Below are 15,939 nucleotides of genomic sequence, written 5' to 3' on the forward strand. Positions count from 1 at the left end.
AGACTGCACCTAGCAGCCTGCGTCCGCATCGCCTACACCCCAGGCGATGTGCAGCGGGAATTGCAAGGCGCCTCGCATCACGAGGCGTTGGCCGTCGCTATTCGCGACCGCTCTTGCCGAAATGTCTCCGGAATTGGCTCGTCGTGAATGACACCCCCCTCAAGGTAGGGGACGAACGCCTTTAGGAAGACAAAATGAATCGTGCTTTGAGCAGGTCAGTGGTGGCAATTGCCGCTTTGGGTGCCGCCTCGTTCGCGCAGGCTGCAGATATCAAGATCGGTGTGGCTGCGGCCTTGACCGGCGGCGCGGGCCAGTATGGCAATGCGATTCGCAACGGTTTCCAGCTTGCAGTCGAAGAGATCAACGCCGCCGGCGGCGTCAATGGCGACAAGATCGTCCTGCAGATCGAAGACGAGCAGGGCAAGAAAGAAGAAGCCATCAACGTCTTCAAGAAGCTGATCTTCCAGGACCGCGTCCTGATGGTCTTCGGCCCGACGCTGTCGAATTCGGCACAAGCCGCACACCCGATCGCACAGGCGGCCAAGACGCCGGCTTTCGGTACCTCGAACACGGCTGACGGCATCACGTCCATCGGCAACTTCGTGTTCCGCAACTCGGTGACCGAAGCCGACGTGCTGCCGGCCACCATCAAGAAGGCTGTGGAAGTTGCCGGCGTGAAGAAGGTCGCAGTGCTGTACGGCAACGACGACGTGTTCACCAAGAGCGGCTATGACAACTTCAAGAAGGCCCTGGAAGACCTGAAGATTCCGGTCACCACGACCGAAACCTTCGCCAAGGGCGATGTCGACTTCAAGGCCCAGCTCACCAAGATCAAGGCCACGAATCCCGACGCCATCGTGCTGTCGGCACTGGTTGCCGAAGGCGGCCCGGTCATGGTTGCGGCCCGTCAGCTGGGCATCGAAGTGCCGATCATCGGCGGCAACGGCATGAACTCGCCGCGCGTCTTCGAACTGGCCAAGGACCGCTCGGACAACCTGTGGGTCGGCAGCCCCTGGTCGAGCAATAACGACACGCCGGCAAACACCAAGTTCATCGCGGCCTACAAGGCCAAGTACAACGCTGCACCTGATCAGTTCGCTGCTCAGGCCTATGACGCGCTGTACATCGTCAGCACCGCGCTCAAGGGCGTGAAGCTGACCAACAAGCTGGAAGCCGACCGCCTGGCACTGCGCGATGCCCTGCCGGCAGTGAAGTACACCGGTGCTACCGGTGCCTTCCAGTTCGCCCAGGTGAAGGACAAGGCCGGCAAGCCGGCTGGCTACGATGCGGTGCAAACCCCCATCGTGATGGTCACCCGTGGCAACGCCTACGTGATCCAGAAGTAAAAAGCTGGCAAGTCCGGGGCGCATAACCCCGGCAAGTGAGGGCGTGGCGCGCAGGTGCCGCGCCCTCGGTCTTTTTTTCGCGGAATGTCTCGCGTCGTTTTTGCTGGAAGAGTCATGCTGGAACAGCAACTCGTCAACGCCTTGGCACTGGGCTGCGTGTACGCACTGTTCGCGCTCGGTTTCACGTTGGTATTCGGGGTTCTGGGGGTGGTGAATCTCTCCCACGGCGCCGTCTTCATGCTGGGTTCCTACCTGGCGCTGGAAGCGGTCACCATACTCAATCTGCCCTTGTGGGCGGCCATTCTGGTTGGCTGTGCCACCGCTGGTATTGCAGGGCTGATCATCGATTTCCTGGTGCTGCGGCCATTACGCAAGCGCAATTCGCCCCACTTGATCCCGATGATCGCCACCATTGGTGTTGCGATTGCGGTCAATTCCGCCGTGCAGGGCATCTTCGGCGCTGACAACATCCGTTTCCCGCCGGGCATCATTCCCGAAGACGCCATCGAAGTCGGCAAGGTCCACGTGACCGCCATTGAACTGCTGATCATCGCAACCTCGATCGTGCTGATGATTGCGTTGATGATCGTCCTGAAGCGTACGCAGGTCGGCCGCGCACTGCGCGCCATTGCCGAGTCGCCCAAAGCCGCATCCCTGCTGGGTATCAACGTCGAGGGCCTGTTCCTGACGACCTCGTTCGCCGCCGCCGCATTGGGCGGTCTGGCTGGCGTGCTGATCGGCCTGTATTCCAGTGCCGTGTTCCCGCTGATGGGTCAGCCGATGCTGCACAAGGGCATCGCGGTGATCATCCTGGGCGGCATGGGTGACATTCGCGGGGCCATGATCGGTGGCCTCTTCCTTGGATTTGCTGAAGTGTTGTCGGTTGCGTACGTGGGTTCCACGATGCGTGACGCGGTGGCCTTCGGTCTGCTGTTCCTGATCCTGCTGGTTCGCCCGCAAGGCCTGTTCGGCAAAGTGCTGGAACGCAAGGCGTAAGGGGGCAGCGAATATGGAATGGTTTGATAATTTCTGGGCGATCTACAGCAATCTGGTGCTGTCGCTGGGTACCAATGGCTTGCTGGCACTGTCGATCTATCTGACGCTTGCCTGCGGCATGTTGGCCATGGCGAACGCTGCCTTCATGGGCATCGGTGCCTACACCGCTGCACTGCTGACGATGAATGCCGAGCTGCCGTACCCGGTGGCGCTGGCTGGCGGCATGGTCTTGCCGGCAATGGTGGCTGTGCTGATCGGCAAACCCACGCTGCGCCTGTCCGGGGTGTACCTGGCCATGGCCACGCTGGGCTTTGGTGAAGTGGTGCGGGTGGTGATTCTGAACACCGAGTCGCTGACGGGTGGTGCGTTGGGCTTGAACGGCATTCCGCAACTGACGCAGTGGTGGCATGTGGCCTTGGCTGTGGTGGTGGTGGTTGCCGTGCTGATGCGCGTGCGTCGCTCGAAGCTGGGCCGTGCGTTCGAAGCCATCAAGGAAGACGAAATCGCCGCTGGCCTGATGGGCATCGACGTGAACAACACCAAGTTGTTCGCCTTCGTGATGGGCGCAGCCCTGGCCGGTCTGGCCGGTGGCCTGAACGCGCACCTGACCTTCTTCATCGGCCCGAACGAATTCGGTTTCGATCGCGGTGTGGAAATTCTGACGATGGCCATTCTGGGCGGCATTCACAGCCTGATCGGTCCGCTGCTTGGCAGCTCGATCCTGACCTTGCTGCCTGAAGTGCTGCGCGGCTTCAGCGACTTCCGCCTGATCGCCAACGGCATCATCTTGGTATTGATCGTGTTGTTCCTGCCCAAGGGCATCTGGGACCCGGTGGGCTTCCGCCGCCGCTTCGGACGCAATCGGAAGGGAGCCTGACCATGTTGAAACTGACCGGATTGTCCAAGAGCTTTGGCGGCCTGCACGTGTTGCAGGACGTCAATTTCGAAGTGCCCAAGGGCAGCATCTACGGCCTGATCGGCCCCAACGGCGCTGGCAAGACCACGGTGTTCAATCTGATCACCGGGCTGCTGGCCCCGTCGGGCGGTGCCATCGACTTCGACGGCCAAAGCCTGATCGGCATCAAGCCGCACGAAATCACCCGGCGCGGCATTGCCCGCACCTTCCAGAACATCCGCATCTTCAAAGAGATGAGCCTGCTGGAAAACGTGGTGGTGGGCGCGCATCGCCACTTGAAATACGGTTCCCTGAGCGCGCTGTTTGCGCTCGGCGACTACCGCAAGCTGGAAAAGGAAGCACGCGACCGCGCCATGGAACTGCTGTCCTGGGTGCGCCTGGATCACAAGGCCGACGACCTGGCGGACAACCTGTCCTACGGTGACCAGCGCAAGCTGGAACTGGCGCGCGCCCTGGCAACCGACCCCAAGCTGCTGTTGCTCGATGAACCGGTGGCGGGCATGAACGCCAGCGAGAAAGTCGAACTCATGGGCGAGATCCAGAACATCAAGGCGCGTGGCTACACAATCTTCATGATCGAACACGACATGCGCTTCGTGATGGGTTTGTGCGAACGCATCTCGGTGCTGAACTTCGGCCGCATCATTGCCGAAGGCACGCCGGACGAGATCCGCAACAATCCGCAGGTGATCGAGGCCTACCTGGGCCGCGATGACGACGATGATGTTCCCCCGGTGACTGCGGAGATGTTGGCATGAGCGCCATTCTGGAAGTGAAGGGCCTTGAAGTTGCCTACGGCCACATCGAGGCCGTCAAAGGTATCGACTTCAGCCTGAACGAAGGCGAGATCACCAGCCTGGTGGGTGCCAACGGGGCGGGCAAGTCGACGACCCTGCTGGCCTTGTCGGGCCTGATCAAGAAGCGTGCGGGCAGCGTGATCTTCGACGGTGAAGACCTGACCCGCCTGCCCGCGCACAAGATCGTGGAACGTGGTGTGGTACAGGTGGCAGAAGGCCGCGCCATCCTGACCACCATGACGATCCGCGAAAACCTGGAGCTGGGTGCCTACACGCGTCGTGATCGTGCAAATGTGGCGAGCGACCTGGAGATGGTATTCACGCTGTTCCCGCGTCTGCTGGAACGGGTCGACGGCCTGGCCGGCAATCTGTCGGGTGGCGAGCAGCAGATGCTGGCCATCGGCCGTGCGCTGATGGCCAAACCCCGTCTGCTGCTGCTGGACGAGCCGTCGATGGGTCTGGCACCGATCATCGTGCAGGGCATTTTCCGCACGCTGCGCGAGATCAACAGCAAGGGCCTGACGATTTTCCTGGTCGAACAGAACGTGCGTCAGGCGCTGAAGATCGCGCAACGCGGCTACGTGCTGGAAAACGGCGAAATCGCCTTGTCGGGAAATGGTCGGGATCTGCTGGACAATCCGCGCGTGCTGGAAGCCTATCTGGGTGCTTGATCAGCAAAGGCGCAGGCTATGCACGTAAAAAAAGGCCGGTTTTTCCGGCCTCAGACTGCTGACCAACCCCCCGTTTTCGGACGTGGGGTTTTGTTTTTTGGGGATCAAGCAGCGAGCGCGGCGGGTTGTGCAGACAGCCAGCTATCGAGCCATCCGTCGGCACGGGCGGTCAGGGCGCGCCACCAGGGCGCAACAGGGGCCGATATCGACCACTGCAGGCGCAATAAAAGGCGCGCAAGCACCAGGGCGATCTTCTTGATGTTCTGCGCCGCCGCCGCCAGCAAGCATTGCTCGGCGACCTTGCGCAGCCCGCGCATGCGCGCGTAGCGGTGCCCATGCAGTTGCTTGGCATCGGCGAAGCTGCGCTCCACAGTTTCCTTGCGACGGGCGTATATCTTCTTACCCCAGTCCGTGTGGCGGCGTGCGTCAACCAGTTCCTTGTCGCGTTCCCACACGTGGCGCACGACCACCTTGATCGCGCTCTGGCTGTTGGTGCACTGGCTGCGTACCTCGCACTGCTGGCATTGCGTCGGGTCTGACTTGTATTCGCGGTAGCCCGCCCGATTGGTGGTGCTGTACGGCAGCCGCTGCCCAGCCGGGCAGACATATTCGTTGCGGTAGCGGTTGAACGTGTACTGTCGTTTGTAGAACAGCCCAGGCTTGTGGTTCGGCGTGCGGTAGCCCATTACTCCTTGGATATCGCGCGCATGCAGCCCGTGGCAGATCATCGGCGTGTAGTACCCCGCGTCCAGGCCTACCTTGCGCACACCGAAGCCGAAGCGCTCGCGCTGCCGATCCAGCCTCGCCAAGTAAGGTTGGCTGTCGTGCACCGAGCCTGACGTCACGTGTGTGTCGGTGATGATCGCGAACTTCGCATCGACCGTGCGATGGTCCAGGTAGAAGAACCCCACCGGCTTGTCGTCACGCACCATGAACCCGCTGTCCGGATCTGTACGACTGATCTTGACGTCCTTGGTCTGGGCAGCGCTGCCGCCCGCATCATCGTCGCCGCTGTCACGCTTGAGCGGCCGCTTGCCATGTAGCGCCCGATCCGCATCGACCGCCGCATCCAGCTCAGCCAAGTATGCCGAGGGTGTTTGTGCGACCGTCACCACGTCGAATTTCTTCTTGCTGGCGTTGGCCTTCAAGTGAGTGCTGTCCGTGTACAGCACCCGGCCATCCACCATCCCCCGCCCGATCGCCTGACGCACGATCTCGTCAAAAATCTCCTGGTACACCGAGGTGTCCGTATAGCGTCGCCTGCGGTTCTGCGAGAACGTCGATGCATCGGGCACCTTGTCGGTCAGCCGGAAACCGATGAACCACCGATACGCCACGTTCACCTGCACCTCGCGCATCAACTGCCGTTCACTGCGCACCCCAAACAGGTAGCCAATGAACAGCAGCTTGAACATCACCACCGGATCCAGCGCCGGACGGCCGTTGTTCATGCTGTACAGGTGCGCAACCTTCTCTCGGATGAACTCAAAATCGACCGCTGCCGCGATCTTGCGCAACAGGTGATCGGCCGGAACCAACGACTCCAGCGTCACCATCTCCAGCTCGTGCTGGTGGGGGATCGGTGCTCTTAACATCACCCAATTATGAACAAAGCCTCCGTTTTACGGGAGGCTTTGTCAGCAGTCTGAGGCCGGTTTTTCCGGCCTTTTTTATTTACCCTGCTGCCAGACCCAGGGCGGGCATCAAGGCATTGCCATCTTTGCCCGAGCTGCGCTGCTGTGCGGGGCGCACATCAAACTGCGGTGGTGGTATGAGTGAGTCGCGGGCCTGGTGACGGATCTGCATGTTGGGCATGGAGTCCCTGCCCAACCAGCGCGCCGTCAGGCTGCCGGGAAACCGCTTGATCTTATTGTTGTAAGCACCCACGGCGCGGATGTAACGCGCCTGCGCTGCTGTGATGCGATTTTGCGAATCATCAACCTGACGTTGCAAGGCGTCGAGTGCTTCGCCCTTGACCAGCAAGGGGTGGCTTTCGGCTGCGTCCATCAGCTTGGCCAAGGCGTTGGACAACACCGCCTGGCGTTCCTGGAATTGATGCAACTCTTCCGCTTCTGCCGGCGCTGTGCTCGGGGGCGGGATGCTTGCCTGTTCACGTGCCATGCGCACGCGCTGAGTCAGTGCCGGCTGGTCGGGAACATAACGAGCCAGCGTACCCACCAGTGATCCGACCATGGTGTCGCGATACTCGTATTGCACCAACATCTCTTCCCATGCTGCATCGACTTCATCGCTGGCGCTTTCAATAGCGCTATATCCGCAGCCATTGAGCAGCAGTACGCAGCAGACGAGCAGAGGGCGCAGCACACGCTGCATACAAGTCCTTGGGTGGGGGATCCTAGATGGAATTGATTAGATCAGCGTACCGCCGGGTTTCCTACGGCGGTAGCGTTTCAGACTATGACTGGAATGTAAGCGCTGACTGCTGATGCGCGCGCTTACCCGCGTGGCACAAGGCTTCAGCCGCCAAAACGCGCGAGATCGCCCAGATAGGGTTTGCGTGGCGGCGTTGCAAAGTCTCCACGTTTTGAAGTCTTCAGACCCAGCGCCACCAGCATTTCCGCCATTTTAATGGCAGCAGCCACGCCGTCTACCACCGGTGCGCCGGTGGCCTGAGATATTTCCTCACATAAATCGGTCATGCCGGCGCAGCCCAACACCAGCACATCGCTGTGGTCCTCAGTCAATGCGCGGCGGCACTCATCGATGATGATGCGGCGGGCATCCGACGCCGGATCTTCCAGCGCCAGCACCGGCAGTTCGCAGGCGCGAACATTCCGGCAGAAACGGCGCATGCCGTAGCGATCGGCCAGGTCCCAGGCCTGGCCGCAGGTGCGTCCCAGCGTGGTGACCACCGAGAAACCGGTGCCGATCAGGCTGGCGGCGTGCATGGCGGCTTCTGCTATGCCGATCACCGGGCCTGCTGCCAATTCGCGCGCGGCATACAGGCCGGGGTCACCAAAGCAGGCGATCACGTAGGCATCGAAGCCCTCGGCTTCGCCCGTGCGGATTTCGTCCAGCAAGCCGGGGACGGCCAGCGCATCGTCATAGTGGCTTTCGATGGATACCGGCCCGATGGCCGGGCTGACCGCATGAATGATGGTGCCCGGTGCCGCCACAGCCCGGGCGCAGACGCCCATCTTGTCGGTCATGCTCCAGGTGGTATTCGGATTGATCAGCCGGATTTTCATGTTGCACTGCCAGATGGAATCGGGGCCGGGAAACGCGATTGCCAGTGGCGGGCAATATCGATGCGGCGGCATACCCAGGCCTGGTCGTGCGCCTGCACGTGGTCAAGAAAACGCTGCAGACCGGCGAAGCGCCCGGGCCGGCCGATCAAGCGGCAATGCAGCCCGATGGACATCATGCGCGGGGTTTCTGCGCCTTCGGCCAACATCACATCAAAGGCATCACGCAGATACGTGAAGAAATGGTCGCCGGTATTGAAGCCTTGCGGGGTCGCAAAGCGCATGTCGTTGGTGTCCAGCGTGTAGGGCACCACCAGGTGCGACTGGAGGGCACCATCGGTGGGCGTAACCGTGGTCCACAGCGGCAGGTCATCACCGTAGTAGTCGCTGTCGTAGGTGTAGCCGCCGTGTTCCACCAGCAGCCTGCGGGTGGCGGGGCTGTCACGGCCGGTGTACCAGCCGTGCGGCCAGCGGCCATTGGTCAGGCGACTCAGGGTCGCCGTGGCCAGTCTCATGTGTTCGCGTTCCACATGCTCGGGAATGTTTTGATAATGCAGCCAGCGCAGACCGTGGTTGGCGATTTCGTGATCGAGTTCCAGGCACGCAGACACGAATTCCGGGTTGCGTTCCATGGCCAGGGCCACGCCGAACACGGTCAGCGGCAGGCCGCGACGCTCGAACTCGCGCAGCAGGCGCCACACGCCTACGCGCGATCCGTATTCGTAGATCGACTCCATGCTCAGGTGGCGGGCGGGGTAGCTATCGGCCCCTACGATTTCAGACAGAAATCGTTCCGAGCCCGCATCGCCATCCAGCACGTTGGCTTCGGCACCTTCTTCGTAATTGAGCACGAACTGCACGGCGAGGCGTGCGCCCTTGGGCCAGTTGGCTTGTGGCGGGTTGCGGCCATAACCGATCAGGTCGCGGGGCATGGTGGCAAGTGTCATGGCTCAGCTCAGCGCGCGGGCAATCTCGATCAACTGGCGATCGCTGCCAGCCGGGCCCATCAGCGACAGACCCAGCGGCACGCCGTTGCGCTGGCCGCCCGGAATGCTGATCTGCGGGAAGCCTGCCAGGCCGGCCGACAGCAGCAGCTTGGTGGCCATGTTGCGATAGTCTTCCAGCGCCGAATCTGGGTCGGTCAGCAAGGGCGCGATGTCGGGCATGGTCGGCAGCACCAGCACCTTGCCGTCCAGCAGCGCGGCCAGCGTCTGTTTGAATGCCGCGCGGGCCGCCAGGGCTGCGTCGTAGCGCTCGCGGGTCACCTGACTTGACCAGATGAAGCGTTCACGCACGCCAGGGCCGAGGGCCAGCTTGTACTGTTCGATCAGCGCGCCGTCGGTTTCCCAGGCTTCGAAGCCCTGTACGGTGCGGAAAGTCCAATACAAATCTTCGAATGGCGTGGATGCCAGGTTTGCCGATGTCGGGGCACCCAGCAGCGCCGTAAGTTTGCCCAGCAGCGGCGCATGGGCATGCAGCGCATCGGGGTTCAGCAGGCCAAACGCGTCCTGTGCCATCAACAGCGGCGGATGCGCGGGCAGCACGGTGCTGTCGTCGCCCAGCAAGACTTCACCCACCCGCGCAAACGTGTCGATGTCGCGCGCAAAGAACCCGCAGGTATCCAGCGAGGGCGCGAGGTCCAGGCAGTTTTCCAGGCTGATGCGTCCGTGCGTCGGGCGAATGCCGTACAGCCCGCAATGGTTTGCCGGTGCACGCACCGAGCCACCCGTATCGGTGCCCAGCGCAAAGTCGCACAGTCCATTGGACACCGCCGAGGCCGACCCGGAACTGGACCCACCCGGGATGCGATCCGGTGCTGCCCCGTTGCGCGGCGTGCCGAAGTGGGCGTTGATGCCGTTCATCGAGAACGCCAGTTCGTCGGTGTAGGTCTTGCCGACAAAGCGGGCACCTGCATTCAGCAGGGTCTGCACCACCGGTGCCGTGACCGTCTTGATGCCCGACCTGGCCAGCACGTGCGGGCTGCCGCCCCCGGTGGGATAACCGGCCACGTCGAACAAATCCTTGGCAGCGAAAGTCAGTCCGGCCAGCGGGCCTTCGGCGGCCTGGGCGACAGGTGCTGCCGGATACGGAACGAACGCAGAGGCGGGGTCATGGGCGAGCAACATGCACGAATCCTTGGGTGTGTGAGGCGGTCTGGTCCAGGCGAATGCAACGGGCGCTCTGACCATCGCCAAGCGGAACAAGCGGGGGCACTTCCGTGCGGCAAGCATCGACCGCCAGCGGGCAACGCGGTGCGAACGAACAGCCCGCTGGCAAGGCAGACAGGTCGGGCGGCGAACCGGCAATGGTCTCCAGCCGCTGGCCGGGTTCCATCGCGCCGTGCGCACGGCTTTTCAACAGCGCAATCGTATAGGGGTGGCGGGGCGCAGTCAGCAACTGGGCCATCGTGCCTTGTTCGACGATCCGTCCGCCGTACATCACGGCAACCCGGTCAGCGATTTCAGCGGCGGCACCGATGTCGTGGGTCACGAACACAATCGACAGACCCAGCTCACGCTGCAACTCGCGCAGCAGCAGCAGAATCTGGATCTGCACCGTGGCGTCGAGCGCCGTGGTGGGCTCGTCGGCCAGCAAAATCTGCGGGCGGCAGGCCAGCGCCAGCGCAATCATCGCCCGTTGCCGCATGCCGCCCGACATCTCGTGCGGGTAGGCATCCAGGCGGCGTTCCGGGCTGGGAATGCGCACCCGTTCAAACAGCGCCAGCGCACGCGCGCGGGCCTGGGGGCGGGTCAGCGGTTCGTGCCGACGCAGCATTTCTTCGATCTGCTGACCCAGGGTGTAGACCGGGTCCAGTGCCAGCAAGGGCTCCTGGAACACCATCGACACGACCGGGCCACGGAAGGCCGCCAGTTCTTTTGGCGACATGGCCAACACGTCACGGCCACCAACTTCGATCTTGCCGGTGACAGTCGTGCGACGTGGCGGATGCAGGCGCATCAGCGTGCGCAAGGTCACGCTCTTGCCCGACCCTGATTCACCGATCAAGGCCACGGTCTCGCCGCGTGCCACTTGCAGGTCCACACCATTCAATGCGTTGATGGTCTTGTGGCCGGCAGAAAATCGCACATGCAGGTCGCGGATGGACAGGAACGGTGCGCCGGGCGCAGCCGCTGTGTTCGGAGTACGCACGGGCATATCGACGACACTCATGCGGCGACTCCCATCGGGGCAGCAGAATGACCCGAGCCAGGTTGATACATCAGGCAGCGCACCGCATGCCCGGTTTCATCCGACAGCAGTGGCTTCTGTTGGCTACAGACAGGCTGCACGTGCGGGCAGCGGGTATGAAAACGGCAACCCGACGGTGGGTTGATCGGGTTTGGCGGGTCGCCCGACAGCGGCACTTCTTCCGTGCGGCGATTCGGGTCCATCGACGGCATGGACCGCAGCAGGGCCTGGGTGTAAGGGTGGCGCGGGTTGTCGAAGACCTCGTTCACGTCACCGATTTCCACCACCTCGCCCAGGTACATCACCAGTACCCGTTGCGACACGTAGCGCACCACGTGCAGATCGTGGCTGATGAACATGTACGTCAGGCCGAACTCTTCTTTCAAGTCCAGCAGCAGGTTCAACACCTGGGCTTCGACCGACTTGTCCAGCGCAGACACCGCTTCGTCCAGAATCACCAGGCGCGGTGACAGCGCCAATGCGCGCGCAATGTTCACGCGCTGGCGCTGGCCGCCCGACAGTTCGTGCGGATAACGGCCGGCAAAACGCGCTGGAGCCAGACCCACGCGATCGAGCAGGCTGCGCGCCGTGGCAATCGCCTGCTTGTGCGGCATGCCGTGCACCGAGGGCGCAAATGCAATCGAGTCCTCGATGGTCATGCGCGGGTTCAAGGACGAATAGCTGTCCTGAAACACCATCTGTGTCTGCCGGCGAAAGTCGCGCAGGGGCAGGGAACGGGATCCTACCGTCTGGCCATCGAACACCAGTTCACCTTTGTCTTGCAGCGTGAGCTGCATCACCAGGCGTGCCGTGGTCGACTTGCCGCAGCCGGACTCACCGACCACGCCCAGGGTTTCGCCTTTGCGGATCTCGAAGTCCACGCCGTCAACGGCGCGTACCGCGGTGGCGGGGCCGCGCGCGAACATCGAACGCGACAAGGGGAAGTGCTTGATCAGTCCGCGCACCGACAACAGGGATTGCTGCGGGCCACCGATATCGGTGTGGGCAGACGATGCGCGAGGGGGAGAGATGACGCTGCTGTCCATGCTCATTCCTTGACTTCCATTGCCGAACGCAAGCCGTCCGACAACAGGTTGAACGAGATCGAGGTGATGAAGATCATTGCGCCCGGCAAGGCTGCCACCCAGGGTTGGGAATAGATGGCGGTGCGCAAGGTGTTCAGCATCAGGCCCCATTCCGGTTCGGGCGGACGCACGCCCAGACCCAGGAAGGACAGGCCCGAGGCCAGGATCATCGATACCGAGATCAGGCTGGTGGCGTAGACGAAGATCGGTCCCAGTGCGTTCGGCAACACATGGGCGCGCACGATGGTGAACGGCCTGGCACCCGAGGCGCGTGCCGCATCCACATAGTCACTGCGCCGCACCTGTGTGGTCACGCTTTCGGCCACGCGCGCAATCTGCGGAATGAACACGATGGTGAGCGACAGCAGCGCGTTGAAAATGCCGGCACCCAGCGTGCCCGACAGCGCAATCGCCAGCAGTACCGACGGGAAGGCGTAGAACACATCTACGGTGCGCATGATGGTGGTGTTGACCCAGCCACCCGCATACCCCGCGATGATGCCGATGGCGCTGCCGAACACAAAGGCTGCGATCACCGGCGTGATGCCCATGAACAGCGACAGTCGTGCACCCAGCATCAGGCGCGACAACATGTCGCGGCCCAGTTCGTCGGTGCCCAGCGGATAATTGGGCGTACCCAGCGGGCGCAGGCGACGCAACATGCCGGCCTGGAACGGATCGGCCGGCATGATCCAGTGGGCAAACACAGCCACCAGAATGATCAGCAAGATGATGCCGGCGGCTGTCATGGCCATCGGATCGCGCCGCAGGCGTTTCAGTACGTTCGACCAGTAACCCGGCGAGCGTTGCGGAACCGCATTGATGGCGGTGGGCAGTGCGGAAGATGTGGCGCTCATGTCAGCCTCGCTCGATGCGCGGATCGAACTGGCTTTGCAGCACGTCGACCACCAGGTTGAGCAGCACAAAGAACATCGCCAGCACCAGGATCGTGCCCTGCAACAAGGGCAGGTCGCGCTGGAAGATGGCGGTGTTCAACAGAAAGCCGGTACCCGGCCAAGAGAACACGGTTTCGATCAGGATCGAGCCGCCCAGCAGATAGCCCAATTGCAGGCCCATCACGGCCAGTGCGGTCGGTGCGCAGTTCTTCACCACGTGACAGAACACACCGAAGTCGGTCAGGCCGCGCGCGCGCAGACCCACCACGAATTCCTGCGACAAGGTTTCTGCCACCAGTGCCCGCACGGTGCGCGCGATGATGCCCATCGGGATCACCGACATGGTGATCGCGGGCAAGATGATGTGGCGGATGTGTGCCCAGTCCAGTGCCCAGTCGGCCGAGCCGCCAGGGCCGGCACCGGTTGGCGGCAACCACATCAGCTGGCTGGAGAAGATGATCACCATCACCATGCCAAGCCAGTAGTGCGGCACGCTCACGCCAATCACCGACAGCAGCGAGGCCACGCGGTCGATGATCGAATTGCGGAAGTAGCCCGCCACGAAGCCGAACAGACAGCCGAAGAAGAACCCGATCATCGTCGCCACACAGGCGAGGATCAGGGTGTTGCCGACGGCATTGAAGACCTCGGTGGCCACGGGGCGGCCAGAGGCAATCGAGGTGCCCAGGTCGCCGTGCAAGGCACGCCATAACCAGGACGCAAATTGTTCAGGGTAGGACCGGTCGAAACCGTACAGCTGCATGATCTGCTTTTGCAGATCGGCCGATGCATCGGCGGGCAGGATCGACACCAGCGGATCGCCCGGTGCAAGGTGCACGAGCATGAAACAGAGCAAGGCCACGCCGAACATGATCGGGATGGCGTAGCCGACGCGATGGACGAGGGTTCGTATCATGGGTGCACGCCGTAATCGCCCCGGCATACTCGGCCGGGGCGTGATGTCTGGGTACCCGGCCTGCCTGTCCGCATCGGATGGCAGGCTCGGGCAGTGCAGCGCGTGGGCGCTGCGGTCAGCGAGTCATTGAAGACCCGCTTGACCCGACCAACTTGCTTACTCGATCGACATCGGTGCGATGTCGATGAACCAGCTCTTGGGCTGAACCACACCCTTGACCTTGGGCGAGATCGCACGCGGGCCGACGTCGTGCGCAATCCAGACGAAGGGTGCTTCCTCGACGATGCGGGCATGCAGCTTGGCCAGTGCCTCGTCGCGTGCCTTGTCCTCGAAGCTGGTGCGTGCCACGCGGATCAGCTCGTCCACCTCGGCGTTACCGAAGTAGCCCCAGTTGTTCGAGACCGGCGGGAAGGTCTTGGTGCTGGTGAAACGCACCATCGCAAAGAACGGGTCCATGGCGGCGAAGCTGACGTTGGTGGCGTTGGCACCATTGGCCGTCGGGTCTTTTGCGCCACGACGCCAGTTGGTGAACAGCGTGTTCCACTCGACCACGTCGAACTGCACGTCGAAGTAGCAGTCCTTCAGGTTCTGCTGCACGTATTCGTTCATCGGCAGCGGCTGCATCTGGCCCGAGCCCGACGACGAGGTCTGGATCTTCACCTTGACCGGCTTGGCGGCCGAGAAACCGGCTTCGGTCATCATCTTGCGGGCGGCTTCGGGGTCGTACTTGATGTCGAACTTCGGGTTGCCCCACCACGGGTGGCCGGGGCCGACCGTGCCCTTGGGTTCGGCCATCATGCCGCCCAGCAGCTGCTTCATTTCCGTGCGGTTCACGCACAGATTGGCCGCGTGGCGCACACGCTTGTCCAGCCACGGCGAACCTTCGACAAACGACAGTTGCCAGGGCCAGACGTGCGGTTGTTCGTTGGCGTAGATCTTGAAGCCGCGTTGCTTGATGGTGTCGAGCGCATCGGGTGCGGGGGCTTCGATCCAGTCCACCTGACCGGACACCAGTGCGGCGGTACGCGAGTTGGCTTCAGGCAGCGGCAGCAACACCACACGGTCGATCTTCGGCGTGCGCTTCGGGTCCCAGTAACCGGCGTTCTTCACCAGTTCAAGTCGTTCACGCGCCACGAATTTGTCGACCTTGAACGGGCCGGTGCCCGAGGCCTGTGCGGCAAACGCGGTCCAGGCTTTCTGTGCACGTTCTGCTTTTTCGCCACCCGCAGGCACGGCATCCAGCATGGCCTTCCACTTGGTCGGCGACGCCATGAACAAGTTGGTCAGGTTGATCGGCAGGAAGGAATCAGGCTCGGACGTGGTCAGCTCGACCGTGTAGTCGTCGATCTTGCGGGCCGACACCAGCGTGGGCATGCGCGAGGCGGTCACCCCCACCTGGCTGGCATCGAATTGTTCGGCGCTCTTGTCGAGCACCTTGCCCACGTTCCAGACCACCGCATCGGCATTGAAGTCAGAACCGTCATGGAACTTCACGCCCTTGCGCAGCTTGAAGATCCACTTGGTCTGGTCGGTCGGGGTGACTGCCCAGGATTCCGCCAGGCCAGGGATCATCACGCTGGGGCCGTCTGACTTCGACAGATCCCAATGCGTGAGCGCGTCGTAGATCGGGATACCCGTGAAGCGGTTGCCTTCAAAACCTTGGTCCGGCTGCCCCAGGGTGCGGGGAATGTCGGCGGCGGTCATGCCGATGCGCAAGACCTTTTCCTGTGCCATGGCCGGGCTGGCGGCCAAGGTGCCAATGGCTACCGCGATGGCGGCGATGAGGGGTTTCAAACCAGTGCTGCCTGCTTGCATGGGGTCTCCCGGGGACGTGTCGACGAGGGGGTAAATGCGACGTATCAAACTTGGCCGGATTGGTGGCCAGTATGCGAGGTTTGAATACAATCCCCAATGCAACAAC

The 15,939-nt window shown here is 62.4% G+C and carries 15 protein-coding genes; 5 read left to right on the forward strand and 10 right to left on the reverse strand.

Translation table 11 applies throughout. From position 1 onward, the window contains the following. Positions 1-194 precede the first annotated feature (194 nt). The 5 genes from FXN63_RS03020 to FXN63_RS03040 all read left to right on the forward strand — a co-directional run bounded on the left by FXN63_RS03020 (position 195) and on the right by FXN63_RS03040 (position 4,726). A complete protein-coding gene (locus FXN63_RS03020; protein ID WP_148812719.1) occupies positions 195-1,346 on the forward strand; it encodes an ABC transporter substrate-binding protein in 1,152 nt (383 codons plus the stop codon). Between the two features lie 114 nt (positions 1,347-1,460). Continuing rightward, positions 1,461-2,342 carry a branched-chain amino acid ABC transporter permease gene (locus tag FXN63_RS03025; protein ID WP_148812721.1) on the forward strand — a complete coding sequence of 294 codons (882 nt, stop codon included), beginning with the start codon at positions 1,461-1,463 and terminating at the stop codon, positions 2,340-2,342. Positions 2,343-2,355: 13 nt separating this feature from the next. Beyond that, a complete protein-coding gene (locus FXN63_RS03030; RefSeq protein WP_148812722.1) occupies positions 2,356-3,219 on the forward strand; it encodes a branched-chain amino acid ABC transporter permease in 864 nt (287 codons plus the stop codon). Positions 3,220-3,221: 2 nt separating this feature from the next. After that, complete coding sequence (locus FXN63_RS03035) at positions 3,222-4,016, forward strand: ABC transporter ATP-binding protein (RefSeq protein WP_148812724.1); 795 nt, start codon at positions 3,222-3,224, stop codon at positions 4,014-4,016. After that, positions 4,013-4,726 (forward strand): ABC transporter ATP-binding protein, encoded by a 714-nt coding sequence (locus tag FXN63_RS03040; RefSeq protein WP_148812726.1) that lies wholly within the window; start codon positions 4,013-4,015, stop codon positions 4,724-4,726. Before FXN63_RS03035 ends, FXN63_RS03040 begins: the two co-directional genes overlap by 4 nt. A 104-nt stretch (positions 4,727-4,830) precedes the next feature. On the opposite strand, the gene FXN63_RS03045 is transcribed toward FXN63_RS03040, so the two are convergent. The 10 genes from FXN63_RS03045 to FXN63_RS03090 all read right to left on the reverse strand — a co-directional run bounded on the left by FXN63_RS03045 (position 4,831) and on the right by FXN63_RS03090 (position 15,833). Then, complete coding sequence (locus tag FXN63_RS03045; RefSeq protein WP_246164912.1) at positions 4,831-6,321, reverse strand: IS1182 family transposase; 1,491 nt, start codon at positions 6,319-6,321, stop codon at positions 4,831-4,833. Between the two features lie 79 nt (positions 6,322-6,400). Then, positions 6,401-7,060 (reverse strand): LemA family protein, encoded by a 660-nt coding sequence (locus tag FXN63_RS03050; RefSeq protein ID WP_148812728.1) that lies wholly within the window; start codon positions 7,058-7,060, stop codon positions 6,401-6,403. A gap of 143 nt (positions 7,061-7,203) precedes the next feature. Next, entirely contained in the window at positions 7,204-7,935 is a 732-nt protein-coding gene (locus FXN63_RS03055; protein WP_148812730.1) for an aspartate/glutamate racemase family protein, read from the reverse strand. Continuing rightward, positions 7,932-8,879, reverse strand: a complete 948-nt coding sequence (puuE, locus tag FXN63_RS03060) for an allantoinase PuuE (protein ID WP_148812731.1) — start codon at positions 8,877-8,879, stop codon at positions 7,932-7,934. Before puuE ends, FXN63_RS03055 begins: the two co-directional genes overlap by 4 nt. Positions 8,880-8,882: 3 nt before the next feature. Beyond that, complete coding sequence (locus FXN63_RS03065; protein WP_148812733.1) at positions 8,883-10,058, reverse strand: amidase; 1,176 nt, start codon at positions 10,056-10,058, stop codon at positions 8,883-8,885. Beyond that, on the reverse strand, positions 10,042-11,088 hold the full coding sequence (locus FXN63_RS03070; protein ID WP_148818870.1) for an ABC transporter ATP-binding protein: 1,047 nt from the start codon (positions 11,086-11,088) through the stop codon (positions 10,042-10,044). The genes FXN63_RS03065 and FXN63_RS03070 overlap by 17 nt, the downstream gene beginning before the upstream one ends. Positions 11,089-11,099: 11 nt before the next feature. Beyond that, on the reverse strand, positions 11,100-12,167 hold the full coding sequence (locus FXN63_RS03075) for an ABC transporter ATP-binding protein (RefSeq protein WP_148812735.1): 1,068 nt from the start codon (positions 12,165-12,167) through the stop codon (positions 11,100-11,102). Positions 12,168-12,169: 2 nt separating this feature from the next. Further along, positions 12,170-13,063, reverse strand: coding sequence for an ABC transporter permease (locus FXN63_RS03080; RefSeq protein WP_148812737.1), 894 nt, complete (start codon positions 13,061-13,063; stop codon positions 12,170-12,172). A gap of 1 nt (position 13,064) precedes the next feature. Then, the gene (locus FXN63_RS03085; protein WP_148812739.1) at positions 13,065-14,018 is read right to left on the reverse strand and encodes an ABC transporter permease; all 954 of its coding nucleotides are present in this window, start codon (positions 14,016-14,018) and stop codon (positions 13,065-13,067) included. A gap of 156 nt (positions 14,019-14,174) precedes the next feature. Further along, the gene (locus FXN63_RS03090) at positions 14,175-15,833 is read right to left on the reverse strand and encodes an ABC transporter substrate-binding protein (RefSeq protein WP_148812741.1); all 1,659 of its coding nucleotides are present in this window, start codon (positions 15,831-15,833) and stop codon (positions 14,175-14,177) included. Between the last annotated feature and the right edge of the window lie 106 nt (positions 15,834-15,939).

Source organism: Pigmentiphaga aceris (assembly GCF_008119665.1).
GTDB lineage: Bacteria > Pseudomonadota > Gammaproteobacteria > Burkholderiales > Burkholderiaceae_B > Pigmentiphaga > Pigmentiphaga aceris.